This window comes from Paenibacillus sp. JT31N7 (assembly GCF_059692095.1).
Genome location: NZ_JCAUAT010000009.1, coordinates 121,661 through 136,740, shown reverse-complemented (window position 1 = coordinate 136,740; position 15,080 = coordinate 121,661). Strand labels below are relative to the sequence as shown.

At 53.4% G+C, this 15,080-nt stretch carries 13 protein-coding genes; 1 reads left to right on the top strand and 12 read right to left on the bottom strand.

Annotation, left to right across the window (positions count from 1 at the left end; all coding sequences use genetic code 11):
- Positions 1-42 precede the first annotated feature (42 nt).
- A complete protein-coding gene (locus AC58P5_RS26025) occupies positions 43-2,007 on the top strand; it encodes a glycoside hydrolase family 15 protein (protein WP_497391796.1) in 1,965 nt (654 codons plus the stop codon).
- Positions 2,008-2,300: 293 nt separating this feature from the next.
- Here AC58P5_RS26025 and gcvH read toward each other — a convergent pair whose 3' ends face one another.
- The 12 genes from gcvH to AC58P5_RS25965 all read right to left on the bottom strand — a co-directional run bounded on the left by gcvH (position 2,301) and on the right by AC58P5_RS25965 (position 14,708).
- Positions 2,301-2,687, bottom strand: coding sequence for a glycine cleavage system protein GcvH (gene gcvH, locus AC58P5_RS26020; protein ID WP_497391794.1), 387 nt, complete (start codon positions 2,685-2,687; stop codon positions 2,301-2,303).
- Positions 2,688-2,923: 236 nt separating this feature from the next.
- Positions 2,924-3,472 (bottom strand): peroxiredoxin, encoded by a 549-nt coding sequence (locus AC58P5_RS26015; RefSeq protein WP_497391792.1) that lies wholly within the window; start codon positions 3,470-3,472, stop codon positions 2,924-2,926.
- Between the two features lie 305 nt (positions 3,473-3,777).
- Positions 3,778-4,857 carry a 3-isopropylmalate dehydrogenase gene (leuB, locus tag AC58P5_RS26010; RefSeq protein ID WP_103994369.1) on the bottom strand — a complete coding sequence of 360 codons (1,080 nt, stop codon included), beginning with the start codon at positions 4,855-4,857 and terminating at the stop codon, positions 3,778-3,780.
- Between the two features lie 299 nt (positions 4,858-5,156).
- Positions 5,157-6,362, bottom strand: a complete 1,206-nt coding sequence (locus tag AC58P5_RS26005; RefSeq protein WP_497391791.1) for an aminotransferase-like domain-containing protein — start codon at positions 6,360-6,362, stop codon at positions 5,157-5,159.
- A 67-nt stretch (positions 6,363-6,429) separates the two neighbouring features.
- The gene (locus AC58P5_RS26000) at positions 6,430-7,977 is read right to left on the bottom strand and encodes a 2-isopropylmalate synthase (RefSeq protein WP_497391790.1); all 1,548 of its coding nucleotides are present in this window, start codon (positions 7,975-7,977) and stop codon (positions 6,430-6,432) included.
- Between the two features lie 48 nt (positions 7,978-8,025).
- Positions 8,026-9,018: a ketol-acid reductoisomerase gene (gene ilvC / locus AC58P5_RS25995; RefSeq protein ID WP_413000720.1), complete on the bottom strand. Its 993-nt coding sequence runs from the start codon at positions 9,016-9,018 to the stop codon at positions 8,026-8,028.
- Between the two features lie 218 nt (positions 9,019-9,236).
- Complete coding sequence (ilvN, locus tag AC58P5_RS25990) at positions 9,237-9,725, bottom strand: acetolactate synthase small subunit (RefSeq protein WP_009672217.1); 489 nt, start codon at positions 9,723-9,725, stop codon at positions 9,237-9,239.
- A gap of 1 nt (position 9,726) precedes the next feature.
- Positions 9,727-11,469: a biosynthetic-type acetolactate synthase large subunit gene (gene ilvB, locus AC58P5_RS25985; RefSeq protein ID WP_497391789.1), complete on the bottom strand. Its 1,743-nt coding sequence runs from the start codon at positions 11,467-11,469 to the stop codon at positions 9,727-9,729.
- Positions 11,470-12,033: 564 nt separating this feature from the next.
- Complete coding sequence (gene rplT / locus AC58P5_RS25980; protein WP_103994365.1) at positions 12,034-12,393, bottom strand: 50S ribosomal protein L20; 360 nt, start codon at positions 12,391-12,393, stop codon at positions 12,034-12,036.
- Positions 12,394-12,437: 44 nt separating this feature from the next.
- Positions 12,438-12,638 carry a 50S ribosomal protein L35 gene (rpmI, locus tag AC58P5_RS25975; RefSeq protein ID WP_009672104.1) on the bottom strand — a complete coding sequence of 67 codons (201 nt, stop codon included), beginning with the start codon at positions 12,636-12,638 and terminating at the stop codon, positions 12,438-12,440.
- Between the two features lie 60 nt (positions 12,639-12,698).
- The gene (gene infC, locus AC58P5_RS25970; protein ID WP_497391822.1) at positions 12,699-13,199 is read right to left on the bottom strand and encodes a translation initiation factor IF-3; all 501 of its coding nucleotides are present in this window, start codon (positions 13,197-13,199) and stop codon (positions 12,699-12,701) included.
- Between the two features lie 279 nt (positions 13,200-13,478).
- Entirely contained in the window at positions 13,479-14,708 is a 1,230-nt protein-coding gene (locus tag AC58P5_RS25965; RefSeq protein WP_497391786.1) for a glycosyltransferase family 2 protein, read from the bottom strand.
- Positions 14,709-15,080 lie beyond the last annotated feature (372 nt).

Sequence of the window (15,080 nt, the reverse complement as noted above, 5' to 3'; positions counted from 1 at the left end):
GAATAACCTGGATTTACCAGTAACCAGTAAGGAAGTGATTTTTTGCCCAGACATTTCGTTGTCGGTAACGGGAAGTTTCTCATCAATCTGGATGAACACTCTTACATGCGGGATTTGTACTATCCCTATGTAGGGCAGCTGAATCATATCGGCGGGTATCATTGTCGTGTCGGAATTTGGGTGGACGGTGCTTTTTCGTGGTTGGACGCGCCTGAATGGCAGTTTCAGCGTGCTTATGTGGAAGACTCCTTAGTGACCGACGTGAAGGCGACGCACCCCGGCCTCGGGATTACGCTTCGCATTCAAGACGGCGTGCATCAGCGGGAGGATATTTTTCTGAAGCGGATTCAGATCACCAACCATCACTCGGCGGTGAAGGAAGTCCGGGTATTTTTTAACCAGGATCTCGTGATCAACGAGACGGAGGTCGGCGACACTGCCGCCTATTACCCGGCCAATCATACCGTTTTTCATTATAAAAAAGATAAATACTTCATGTTCAACGGAAGTACGGGTACGGACGGCATTTTTCAGTATACGACCGGGGTCAAGCGCTTTTACAATGCCGAAGGCACGTGGCGGGACGCCGAGGACGGCCATTTGATGGGCAATCCTATCTCGCAGGGCTCGGTCGACAGCACCATTTCGTTCCGGATGTATGTGCCGCCTTCCGGCGATCATACCCTATACTACTGGCTGAGTGCGGGCCACACGCTAGAAGACGTGAAAAAGCTCGACAAGTATGTCAAGGAAAGCCATCCCGGCAAGCTGCTCGACCGCGTTCAGATATACTGGCAGCGCTGGGTCAACAAGACGGAGCGGTCGTTCGGCGATTTGAGCGGGGAAGTGATCCGCCTGTTCAAGCAGAGCCTGCTCATCGTGCGCACCCAGACCGACGTGAACGGCGCGATTATCGCGGCCAACGATTCGGACATCATGCAGAGCAACCGCGACCATTACAGCTACATGTGGCCGCGCGACGGCGCTCTTGTCGCCTACTCCATGTCCATGGCCGGCCATCAGGCGATGATGGAGCCGTTCTACCGCTTCTGCGCCAACGTGATTTCTCCCGAGGGGTATTTGCATCACAAATACAACCCGGACGGAACCGTCGGATCGAGCTGGCATCCGTATGTACACAACGGCGGCGAGCAGCTGCCGATTCAGGAAGACGAGACGGCGCTCGTGCTGTTCGCTCTCTGGCAGGACTATAAGAAACACGGCAATCTGGAGCTGGTACAGTCCCTTTACCGCGATCTGATCCGTAAGGCCGCACGTTTCATGTCCACCTATATCGACCAGGAGCTGAGCCTGCCGAAGCCGAGCTACGACCTGTGGGAAGAACGGTACGGCATCTATACGTTCACCGCTTCCGCGGTTTACGGAGGACTGATCGCCGCGGCCAACTTCTGCAACCTGTTCGGCGATGAGGAACGCAGCAGCCGCTACCGCCATACGGCCGAGAAAATCAAAAACGGCATCCTCACTCATCTCTGGGATGAGAAAGAAGGCCGTTTCGCCCGCGGTTTGTACCAAAAAGACGGAGCCTGGGTGCGCGATATGACGCTTGAAAGCTCGGTGTACGGAATTTTCGAGTTCGGCGTCCTGCCGGCGGACGACGACCGCGTGGTACGCACCATGCAGGCCAACAAGAACGGCCTGTCCATCAAGACCCCTGTCGGCGGCGTGGCCCGCTATCATCATGATTATTATTTCCAGCGGTCGCAGGATGTGGACCAGGTCCCGGGCAATCCCTGGATCATCTGTACGCTGTGGATCGCCGAATGGGAAATCGAATGCGCCAAAACGCTGGCCGATCTGGAGACACCGCGGCAGACGCTGGAATGGGTCGTGAACCATCAGATGGAGAGCGGGATTCTTCCCGAGCAGCTCGATCCGTATAACGGCGATCCGGTGTCCGTGGCCCCTCTCACCTGGTCGCACGCCACCTTTGTTCTCGCCGTCGTCAAATACTTGAGCAAATATGAGCAGCTTGCAGGAAAATAACCCTGCCTGCTCCTGAAAAGACCGCAAGCCGTTCGAATCGGCCTGCGGTTTTTTCAGCGCTCTTCGCCTTTAACAGGCGGTCATCCCGGTCCCTTGCTGCACAGCAAGGCCACTCTCCACCTAAAAGAGCTTCCCAGCCGCTTTACGGCCGCTTATAAGAGCTTTTACGGCCCTTACGGGCTGGCATCATCGCTGTTTCCCCCACCACCGCTATACGCTTTGGACGCCGAGCCGCAGCATTAGAATCGCGAAAGGTCCTAAGACCATAAACAGCCCCTCATGACCAGCGGCGTTTAAAACCGCTCTCCAAACACTTCGGCATATTTCTCTGCGCTCCACAAAGCTTCAAGCTCTTCCGGCTTGTGCATCTCAATCTGAACAAGCCATCCTGAGCCATAGGGAAAACGGTTGATATAATGGGAGTTCTTGCGCAGCTCCCGGTTTATGGATACAACCGTCCCGGACAACGGCATAAACACATCCGCTTCCGCCGTGACGGACTCCATCGTTCCCAGAAGATCGCCGGCCTGCAGCTCCTCTCCTTCCTCCGGAAGCTCTGCAAACACAACCATTCCGATTTCCATTTGGGCATAATCCGTCAATCCGATCGTAGCCCGGCTTCCGTCTATCCGGACCCACTCGTGATTCGGGGTATACAACAATTCCTGCTGGATATCCATCCTGTTCCTCCTTTCTTGCCTGAAAGGTCAAGACTTTCTCACTAGCATACACCAATCCGGGCGTGAATCGTACTGCTTCAAATCGGCAGCCGGCCTTCCATGCATACCTGTCCCGCAAAACGGCTTCCTCCGCTCACTTCATACGCCCGCCTTTTACAGTGCCTCTACATAACAAAAGCTCCCCGCCCGCCGCCGTTAAGCGGAAAGTGAGGAGCTCCTATAATCAGTCCGTCAACTTACTTTACGGACAGGTTTTTGTCGCCAGGCTTCCAGTTCATCGGGCACAGGCCACCGGACTGAAGAGCTTGCAGTACGCGGAGAGTTTCTTCTACGCTGCGTCCTACATCGTTGTGGTTAACAACTTGGTATTTCAGTTCGCCTTCCGGATCGATGATGAACAGGCCGCGCAGAGCTACGCCTTCTTCTTCGATCAGGACGCCGTAGTCGCGAGCTACGGATTTCGTCAGGTCAGCCGCAAGCGGGAAGTTCAACTTGCCCAGGCCGTTATCCTCACGAGCGGTATTGATCCATGCACGGTGAGAGTGCTTGCTGTCCACGGAAACACCGAGGATTTCGGTTTTCAGATCCTTGAAAGTGGAAGCAGCCTCACTAAGTGCCGTAATTTCAGTCGGGCATACAAAAGTGAAATCAAGAGGATAGAAGAAAAGTACCAACCATTTGCCCTTGTAATCGGAAAGAGCAGCTGTTCCAAAATCCGTTCCGTCTCCAAGTGCAGTTTCCATCGTGAAATCCGGAGCCGGTCTGCCTACCAAACGTTCTGCCATGTCAAAAATTCCTCCTTTGATCTTTTCCTTATCGAATAATAAAATGGTATCATCCGCCCAAAAGAAAGTCAAGATTATAGAGTCTATTAAATAATAATTATTATAAAAATATGACCAATGTGCGAACGTTTGCTGCCATTACGGCCTTCGGCTTTACATTTTTGTTCGCTGACGCGAAGCTTCTGAACGGATCTCTACCTATTATAATAGTGCTCATTTTGTATCCCTCGGACTTCATCTTTTCTTTACAAAAGAAAACACGCAGAAAGCGAATTCTCTTCTGCGTGTCGGTGTCAGGCATTCTTTTATTTACGAATGGCCGCGACGATCAGGTCGCCCATTTCTTTCGTACCGATCGCTTTCGATTTATCGACCGCGATATCGCCCGTGCGGTGGCCCGCATCGAGCACTTCCTTCACGGCCCGCTCGATCGCGTCCGCGGCTTCGTGGTAGCCGAACGTCAGGCGGAACATCAGCGCCACCGAAAGGATCGTCGCGATCGGGTTGGAGATCCCTTGACCGGCGATATCCGGGGCGGAGCCGTGTACAGGCTCGTACAGGCCGAAGCTTCCTTCGCCCAGCGAAGCGGACGACAGCATACCGATCGATCCGGTCAGCATGGCCGCTTCGTCGCTCAGGATGTCTCCGAACATGTTCTCGGTGACGATAACGTCGAAGCTGGAAGGGCGGCGCAGAAGCTGCATCGCGCAGTTGTCGACGAGCACGTGCTCAAGTTCGACATCCGGGTAATCCGCGGAAATGCGGATGACCGTCTCTCTCCACAAGCGGGAAGTCTCCAGCACGTTCGCCTTATCGACCGAAGCCAGCTTCTTGCTGCGCGTGCGGGCGATTTCGAACGCCTGGCGTGCGATGCGTTCCACTTCGCTTACGTTGTAAGCGCAGGTATCGACCGCTTCTTGTCCGTTCTCTGTCTCGCGGCGGAATTTCTCGCCGAAGTAAATGCCTCCTGTCAGCTCGCGGACCACGATAAGATCCGTTCCGTCAAGCACTTCCGGCTTGAGAGTGGACGCGTCCTTCAGGCAGTCGAACACGACAGCCGGGCGGATGTTCGAGAACAAGCCGAGCGCTTTGCGGATACCGAGGAGGCCCGTTTCCGGACGAAGCTCCTTCGGATTGTTGTCCCACTTCGGACCGCCTACGGCTCCGAGCAGTACCGCATCCGCGCGCTGGCACAGCTCCAGCGTTTCCTGCGGCAGCGGCGTGCCTTTCTCGTCGATGGCAATGCCGCCGAACAAACCGTGCTCCGTCTCAAAGCGATGACCGAAGAGCTCCTCGGTTTTCTTGAGTACTTTCTCCGCTTCCGCAACGACTTCCGGGCCGATTCCATCCCCCGCGATGACGGCGATTTTTTTCACGTCTGACATGTTCGTTCACTCCTTTGGATTGTCCGTAGCTGACAGGGCCGTGCTAATCCGATCCCTACTGCATCTCTACTTTCAGTTTTAACACATTTGGAAACGGATGACTAAGATATAAAAGCTATCAGTTTCATAGGAAAAACCTATAAACGACTTTTTAAGATGCCCACTATCTCTTTTTCACATCAAAATGCCGCGCCCCATTCAACTTTCTCCGTAAGCAAAAAGACCCTGCCGGTCTTATCCGAGTTTTGAGCGTTCTCAGACAAAACCATGCAGGATCTTTTACAAAACGTTAAAAAACGTCACACCCTCGGCGCAGCCGCCAGCAAAGGCTGCAGAACAGCGTCCAGGCGGTCGAGGCCCACCCTGATATCCGCTTCTCCGGCATGCGTGTAATTGAGGCGCATGGTGTTGCGCTCAGGCTCGTCGGCGAAGAAAGAAACGCCGGGCACGAAGGCCACTCCCTGCTGGACGGCGGCGGCCAGCAGCACCTGCGTGTCAATGTGCGCAGGAAGCTCCAGCCACAGGAACATGCCGCCCTGCGGATCGTTCCAGTGGACGCCCGGCCAGTTCTTCTCCTGAAGCACTTGTACCATGGTGCGCATCCGCTTTTCGTACTCGACCGAGATCAGCCCGATATGAGCATCCATGTCGAACTGCTCCATCAGTTGATACAGCGTCATCTGGTCGAGGGTGCTCGAGTGCAGATCCGCCGCCTGCTTGGCTTGAGCCATGCTGCGGATAACGGCGCGGTCGCCCATTACCCAACCGGTGCGCAGTGCGGGCGCCACGATTTTGGAGAACGTGCTCGTGTACACGACGCAGCTTCCTTCGGGATGCTGATCGAGCGAGAAGATGGACGGCATGATTTCGGTCGTGCCGAATTTCAGTTCGCCGTAGGGATCATCCTCAAGGATAAGCACATCGTTCTGACGGCAGGCCGCCAGGAGGCCTTTGCGGCGCTCCAGACTCCACACGCGGCCGGCCGGGTTGGAGAAGCTCGGATTCACATACACCATCTTCGGACGGTGCTGCTTGATTTGGACCTCGAGATCCTCCAGGTCCATTCCGTGGCGGTCGCTCCGGACCGACACGATTTTGGCGCCGCGCGCCTGGAACACCTGAATGGCCGCGAGGTAGGTCGGACGCTCTACGAGAATGACGTCGCCCTCGTCGATATAGATGCGGGTCAGCAGGTCAATCGACTGCTGGGAGCCCGTCGTCAGCAGCATGTCGTCCGGCGTAACCTGCATGCCCTTCGTTGCCATGCGGTTGCAGATGCTCTGGCGCAGCGGAGTGTAGCCTTCCGTCAGCCCGTACTGCAGGGCAGACTTGCCGCCCTCCATGACTCTTCCGATCGCTTCTTTGACGGCTTCTACCGGGAAAAATTCCTCAGCCGGAAGGCCCCCGGCAAATGAAATGATGGACTTGCCCTGCGTAAGCTTGAGAATTTCACGTACAGCGGAGGAGGAAAAAGCCTCCAAAGTTTTTGAGAACCGATAATTCATGATGCCGCCCCTTTCGTGTTAACAAAACACCTCACTTCCGCGCCCGGCGGGAGTGAGGTGCTGCGTATTAAATCAACGTGACATTGCTGCGCTTGGCAGTCGGTGTTTTGCGCTTTTCGATCAAACGGTTCAAGGCATCGATATAGGCTTTGGCACTTGCCTCCAGAATATCCGTGGAAATTCCGCGGCCCTGTACGGAAACGCCTTTTTGGCCCAAAATGACATGAACTTCGCCGAGCGCGTCCTTGCCGTAGGAAACCGATTTGATCGTGTAATCCTCCAGCTCGACTTCCTCGCCGGTCGTTTTATCGATTGCGTTGTAGATGGCATCTACGGAACCGTTGCCGTCTGCCGATTCTTCCAGCACTTTGCCGTCCTCGGCATGGATACGCACCGTAGCGTTGGGAACGGCTTGGTTGCTGTAGGATACCTGCAGGGAATCCAGCACATATACTTCCGGCGTGCTGACAAGCTTCTCTTCGAGAAGAGCGCGGATGTCATCATCCAGCACGTTCTTCTTCTTATCGGCCAGATCCTTGAATTTAGCGAACGCCGCGTTTACCTGTTCGTCGCTGAGGTCGTACCCCATATCGACAAGCTTTTCGCGGAACGCGTGGCGGCCGGAATGCTTACCGAGTACGAGCTTGCTCTCCTTGAGACCGATCGTCTCCGGGGACATGATCTCGTACGTCGTCTTCTCTTTCAGCATGCCATCCTGGTGGATACCCGATTCATGCGCGAAGGCATTAGCGCCGACGATCGCTTTGTTGCCCGGCACATCCATTCCTGTCAATTTGCTGACCAGGCGGCTTGTGCGGTAAATTTCGGAGAGCACCAGGGATGTCTTCGCCTGGAAAAACTCCTGGCGGGTTTCCAGCGCCATGGCGACTTCCTCGATCGACGTATTGCCGGCACGCTCGCCGATTCCGTTGAGGGTACCCTCGATTTGATCGGCACCGTTCAGAATCGCCGCCAGCGCATTGGCCGTAGCCATCCCGAGATCATCGTGGCAGTGGGCGCTGAGCTGGATTTTCTCGATGCCCGGTACGTTTTCTTTCAGCGTTTTGAAAATGTTCCCGAATTCGCTCGGATACAGAAATCCGACCGTATCCGGAATATTCACCACGGTAGCGCCTGCGCGGATCGCCATCTCGGTTACTTCGCAGAGGAAGTCGAGTTCGGTCCGTCCGGCGTCTTCCGGCGAAAATTCGATTTTATCGAAATATTTCTTCGCATAGCGGATAGCGGCTTCGGCCGTCTCCAGCACCTGCTGCTTCTCCATCCGCAGCTTGTGCTTGCGGTGAATCGGCGAAGTGGCCAGGAACAAATGCAGGCAAGGATCCTGAGCATGCCTCAGCGCTTCGCGCGCCGCATCGATATCCTGTTCCCGCGAGCGGGAAAGACCGATAATCGTTGCATTTCTCACAGCGCGGGCTACGGAAGCGACTCCTTCCAGATCTCCCGGAGAAGCGGCCGGGAACCCGGCCTCGATCCGGTCAACGCCCAGCTTCTCAAGCTGAAGCGCAATTTCGACCTTCTCCTGCATGTTGAGATTGACCCCCGGTGACTGCTCTCCGTCCCGGAGCGTCGTATCAAACACATAGATTTTTCTCACTTGCGTTCACCTCCCGAAGCTTGGTTTTGGCTATCTATTCGGCTTTGCTTACTTCTTGATCCAGTGCATCAGTTCACGAAGCTGGGAACCTACTTGCTCCAGCGGGTGCTCGGCTTCGTTTCTGCGTGTCGCGTTCATGAACGCGTTGTTGGATTGGTTCTCAAGGATGAAGTCGCGTGCGAATTTACCTTGTTGAATATCCGTCAGCACATCTTTCATCGCTTTTTTCGTTTCAGCCGTGATGATGCGAGGGCCCGTTACATAGTCGCCGTACTCCGCCGTGTTGGAGATGGAGCTGCGCATGGAAGACAGACCGCCTTCATACATCATGTCAACGATCAGCTTCAGTTCGTGCAGACACTCGAAGTAAGCCATTTCAGGCGCATAGCCCGCTTCAACCAGTGTTTCGAAACCGGCTTTAACGAGCTCGCTTGCACCGCCGCAAAGAACGGCTTGCTCACCGAACAGATCCGTTTCGGTTTCTTCTTTGAAGGTTGTTTCGATAACTCCCGCGCGTGTACAGCCGATACCTTTGGCATAAGCGAGACCGATTTGCTTCGCGTTGCCGGTTGCGTCCTGCTCGATCGCGATCAGGCCGGGAACGCCGAAACCTTCCACATACGTACGGCGAACCATGTGGCCCGGGGATTTTGGCGCTACGAGGAATACGTCTGCATCGGCAGGCGCTTTAATTTGGCCGAAGTGAATGTTGAAGCCGTGGGAGAACATGAGCGCTACGCCTTTTTTCATGTTCGGCTCGATCGCTTCTTTGTATACGCGTGCTTGCGTTTCGTCCGGCATAAGGATTTGGATCACGTCTGCGCGTGCAGCCGCTTCTTCAACCGTGAACACTTCAAATCCGTCGTTTTGTGCGGTGTTCCAGGATTTACCCGGGCGAAGACCGATGATTACATTCAGTCCGCTGTCGCGAAGGTTTTGCGCTTGAGCGTGACCTTGGGAACCGTAACCTACGATTGCGATCGTTTTACCTTGAAGGGATGCGAAGTCTGCGTCTTTTTCATAGTACATAGTAGCTGCCATTGGATAATATCCTCCTTAAAATAAATAACCGTGTATGATTTCCCCATTGAATGGGCCTTTCAGCTTTCAACCGTCAATGAATTACTGATTTGCAGCAGCAAAGAGTTAAGAGCTGAAAGTCCCATTCAAGGGGACTTAGCTGACGAATCGACCTATCTGATTTCTGCAAAGAACGAATGAATATATAAGGTTAAAAAGTCCGGCAAAATCCGACCGCTTTACTTGATAGCGCCCCGGATCATCGCCGTAACGCCCGTTCTGGAAAGCTCGCGGATTCCGTAAGGACGGAGCAGTTCAATCATCGCGTCGATTTTCTCGGAATCGCCGATTGTCTGGACAATCAGGGAGCTTGGACCGATATCGACTACAGCGGCCCGGAACGTGTCCACGATGCCGAGAATCTCAGGGCGCTGGGCGGGCTCCGAATTGACCTTGATCAAAGCGAGCTCCCGGGCGACCATCGGATTTTTACTGAGATCGATCACTTTGATCACATCGATCAATTTGTACAACTGCTTCGAAATCTGTTCCAGCGTGTTGTCGTCGCCTTCGGTGACGATCACCATCCGGGAGAGTCCGGCTTCTTCGGACTCTCCCACGGTGATACTTTCGATGTTGTACCCTCTGCGGCCGAACAAGCCGGATACCCGCTGGAGGACGCCGGGCTGATTGTTAACCAGAATGGAAATGGTATGTTTCGTGATCATATTAGTCGTCCTCCCCCATCAGCATCTCGCTAATCGTGCTGCCTTGCGTTACCATCGGGAACACATTCTCGTGCTTGGCAACCACAAAATCGATTAGAACCGGCCCCGGAGTATCCAAAGCCTCCTGCCAAGCCCGCTGAGCTTCCTCTTTGTTCGTGGCCCGAAGACCCTTAACGCCGTAAGCTTCCGCCAGTTTGACAAAATCCGGGCTTCCCGCCAGGTCAATATGGCTGTACCGGTTGTCGTAAATAATTTCCTGCCACTGCCGGACCATACCAAGCACCTGGTTGTTGATGACAACGATTTTTACCGGGATGTTGTTGATAGCGCAAATGGCAAGTTCCTGGGAACACATCTGCATGCCGCCGTCCCCGTTGATCGAAACGACCAGCTTATCCGGGTTGCCCATCTGCGCCCCGATGGCGGAAGGGAAACCGAAGCCCATCGTACCCAGACCGCCCGAGGAGATCCAGGAGCGCGGATGCTGGAATTTATAATACTGGGCTACCCACATCTGGTGCTGGCCGACATCCGTCGTCACGATTGCTTCGCCTTTGGTCGTTTCGTTGATCATCTCGATCACGTACTGCGGCTTCAAAACCGTATCGGAGTCTTTATACTTCAGCGGGAAGTTCCGCTTGTTCTCCTGAAGCCGTGCGATCCAGTTTTCCGATTTGGCCGGCTTCGCTTTCGTGTTGGCGTATTCCAGCACGGAGCGGATATCGCCGACAACCGGAATGTCCGTCTTCACGTTCTTGCCGATCTCGGCGGGGTCGATGTCGATGTGGGCGATTTTCTTCGCTTTCGGCGCGAAGCCGTCCAGCTTCATCGTCACCCGGTCATCGAAGCGGGAGCCGATCGAGATCAGCAGATCCGCATTCTGGATCGCCTGGTTCGCCGTGTACGTGCCGTGCATGCCCGGCATCCCTACCCACAATTCGTGAGCGCTCGGGAATCCGCCAAGACCGAGAAGCGTCGTCGTGACCGGAATCCGTGTCTTGTTGATAAACTCCAGCAGTTCTTTGGATGCGTTGGAGTAGACGACTCCGCCGCCGGCGATGATAAGCGGCTGCTCCGCTTCTTCGATCGCCTTGATCAGCTTCTCCACCTGCAGCTTGTTCGGATGAACCGTCGGGTTGTATCCGCGGATGTTAACCTCGCTTACCGGGTGGAACATGGCCGTCTGTGCCGATACGTCCTTCGGAATATCGATCAGTACCGGGCCTTTGCGTCCCGTATTTGCAATGAAGAAGGCCTCGTGAATGATCCGCGGCAGGTCGTTCACATCGCGTACCAGGTAGCTGTGCTTCGTAATCGGCATCGTGATTCCCGTGATATCCGCTTCCTGGAAAGCATCCGTACCAATCGCCGTCGTCGCTACGTTCCCGGTGATGACGACCAGCGGTACGGAGTCCATGAACGCCGTTGCGATTCCGGTTACCAGGTTCGTCGCCCCCGGACCCGACGTCGCGATGCAAACCCCCACGTTGCCAGTCGATCTCGCATAACCGTCCGCCGCGTGAATCGCGCCTTGCTCGTGCCGCGTCAGCAGGTGGTTAAAATCGGAGAATCCATGCATGGCGTCGTAAATATAAAGTACCGAGCCTCCGGGATAACCGAAGACGCATTCCACACCTTCGAGCACCAGGCTTCGCAGCAAGATTTCCGAACCGTTAATCAGTTCCGGCTTGCGCATCGCTTCCATCAATTCCTCTTTAGACCTTTTGGCTGTCCCCACATTCATGAGAATCCTCCTCTCGTTTCGTTTCCATTTTTTTAAAATCAACGCATGGCAGCATGCAAAAAACCCCAATCCTCCCGGCGCCGGATTTCCGGCGTCATCGGGACGAAAGGGGTTTGAATTCTTCCGTGGTACCACCCTAGTTTGTCGTGCGCCTCGCGGCACAGGACCTTAACAGGTTACATTATGTCAGACATAATGCACACTTGGCACGGTAACGTGTGCCGTTCCGATTCTCCCTAATCACCAAGCGTTAAGGCTTAACCAGCCCGCTTGCTTTTCAGGAAAACAGCTCCGAGGTGAGCTCGTACAAAGGGATTATGGCGATGGTTTCAGCGTTTCCGATCGCTCTCTGAGCATAAGGGCCCTTATAACTTCGTCCTCTTCATAGCCGATTTCTGATGAGTCTTACAATTTAGAATATTGATTTAGAGATAATTATATGCACGCCGCTCTCTATAGTCAACAACTTTTCTTTAAAATAATTGTAAGCCCGCTTTACAAGCTCTGACAAAAAAAGAATCGCCATGCGCAGTTATCACGCATGACGATTCGGAAAACGCCGGTTTAGGCATTCACTTTTTGCTTTGCAGCTGTTGCCAGATCAGCGAAGCCTTTAGCATCGTTGACAGCCAGTTCAGCCAGGATTTTACGGTTAACTTCGATGCCGGCCAGTTTCAGACCATGCATCAGTTTGCTGTAGCTAAGACCGTTTACGCGTGCAGCCGCGTTAATACGCACGATCCACAGTCTGCGGAAATCGCGTTTTTTCGTACGACGGTCACGGTATGCGTAAAGCAGGGATTTCATTACCTGCTCATTGGCTGTTTTAAACAGACGGTGTTTGGAACCGAAATAACCTTTTGCGAGTTTCAGAACTTTTTTATGACGACGACGGGATGTGAATCCGCCCTTGACTCTTGCCATAATGATGACCTCCTAAACGATTTTGGGTAATGGAAACGAAGTGATTACTTAATTTGTGCAAGGCCTTGCTTCAGGCGTCTAACGTCGCCAGGAGCCATAACCGGGTTTGTAGCGAGTACGCGCTTTTGACGGCCGGATTTGCCGCTGAGCAGGTGGTTTCTGTAAGCTTTGTATCTTTTCACTTTACCGGTACCGGTAATTTTAAAACGGCCTTTCAAGCTGCTGTGGGTTTTCATCTTAGGCATCTGGAAGTCCTCCTCAAATAAAATTCATAGGCAGGGCGCGTATACACGCGCCCGTAAATGTTAGACTGTTGCTTTCGGTGTCAAGATCATGATCATGCTGCGGCCTTCAAGCTTAGGAGCGCGCTCCATGCTGGAGATCTCCTCGGTTTCGGCAGCCAGACGCTGCAGCACTTTTCTTCCGTTCTCGGCGTGAGCGATCTCACGACCGCGGAAACGAACGGAAGCTTTCACTTTGTCACCGTCACTCAAAAATTTAACCGCATTGCGCAGCTTAGTTTGGAAATCATGTTCGTCGATCGTAGCGCTCAGGCGAATTTCTTTGATGTCCACGATTTTCTGGTTCTTGCGGGCTTCTTTTTCTTTCTTCTGCATCTCGTAACGGTATTTCCCATAGTCCATGATGCGGCATACCGGCGGTTTAGCCGTTGGCGCTACGTTCACCAGATCCAAGTTGGCGTCAACCGCCATTTGGAGCGCTTCACGAATCGGTTTAATGCCGAGCTGTTCGCTCTCGGGCCCGATCAAACGGACTTCTTTCGCGCGAATCTCATCGTTAACCATGTGATCTTTACTAATATTCTCCACCTCCAACCATTGTTTCCAAGCTTGTTGCAAGGATATAAAAAAGGGATGCGGGCTAACAGCCCACATCCCCACGGTTCGTTTGTTCACACAAAAACAAATCGTTGACGTTATTTCATCGTAACCAGCCGACGGAATCGGTCAGGTGAGAAGCGGGCGCCTCTTCTTTCAAAATATGCAGTTATGCAATCACTCGTACTACTATACCACTCCGGAGAAGACAAGTCAACTTTATTCTGCTCGAATTTCCGGTAAACGTTAACTGACCTGTTTGCTCTGCACTTCTTCTAGGCGGATAACACGGGTATGCTTCGTATGGCTCCACTGCTTGTTGTTCTGCGTGAAGAACGCGTATACGGTAATCGGCCACCAGGACAGCATGAAGATCGGATAAAGGATCAGATACTTGTACGTTTTGCCGGACGCCTTCTCGATGAACAGCGAGATCGGAAGCATCACATAAAGCGAGATGGCCAGGACATTGACAATCGGAGCTAATTCGTACAGATTCATGTCCGTTCCGCCCGGAACGATGGCTTTGATCCAGATCGCCACGCTCAAGATGGAACCGAAGAAATAGTTATATACGTTAGCCGAATAGAAAGCGGCGTCGATTTTGGTCCAGCTGCGCTCTTTAAGTCCCTGCCACAAGAGCGGGAACAGGTAGCGGCGGCAGACGTCGAAGTGTCCCTGCATCCAGCGCAGGCGCTGTTTGACGGACGCTCTGAACGTCAGCGGCTTCTCGTCGTATACTTTCGCATAGTAGTTCATCGTCGGCTTGACGCCGAGCTTGACGCAGCGCATCGAAAACTCAAGGTCTTCGACGAGGCTCGTCGCGCCCCAGCCGATCTGCTTCAGCAGGTTCGACTCAAAGCACATGCCTGTACCGCCAAGATAGTTGGCGAGGCCCAGATTCGTACGCGGAACCTGCCAGAAGCGGTTCGCGAAATAATACGAGATGGCGTAGGAAGCCGTAACCCAGGAATCGTTCGGATTCTTGGTGTCCAGATAAGCCTGGATGACTTGGGAGCCGCTGCACAGGTCGTCGTTCATGTGACGCAGATAATCATGGCCGACGAGGTTGTCGGCGTCGAACATCACGACGGCGTCATACTGGCGCGGACGCTTCCACAGCTCTTTGAGCATCCATTCGATGGCGTACCCTTTGCCGCGCAGATTCGGGTTGTTGCGCTCGCACGCATACAGTCCGTGGCTGCGGACAATATCCGCCGTGCTGTCCGTACAGTTGTCGCAAATGACGAAAACATCGTACAGCTCTTTCGGATAATCAAGCTGCTTCAGGTTTTCGAGCAAGGCCCCTACTACTTCTTCTTCGTTATGCGCCGCTACCAGAACTGCGAATGATTTCTGCGGCGGATGCTGCGTTTTCTTTTTCGGACGCTTCCAGCCAAAGAATGTTAGAAACAACTGATAAGCCCCGAATAACACCAATACAATTTGCAAGACCAGCAAAATTGTATCCAGCATCGTAAACCCCCCTTTTAATGTTCACAACAAAGTCTGTTTTTATATTTATCGCTTTGTATGTAACCCATTTTGTTCCATTTGAAGCCATTGTAATCATTTTTTGTAGAAGCCAATGCAATCGTTCTTGATTGTGACGGGTTTCCATGCTTTTGTCAAAACCCTATTAATGGACTATTTGGTCGGTTCGAACATTTTAGCGCGAAAAGACCCCAGTAAAGTAATCGGCGCTCGTTCTAGTGTGCGATTGCGGCTTCTTCCCCCGGTTTTCTACTCTTTTGTGACTTTGGCCTCTGTAAAACTTCATATTTGCGGGCCCGTTTTTGTATTTATTTTTCGGCGGGCAGGCCGTCTGCTCCATTATAATCGAGCCGC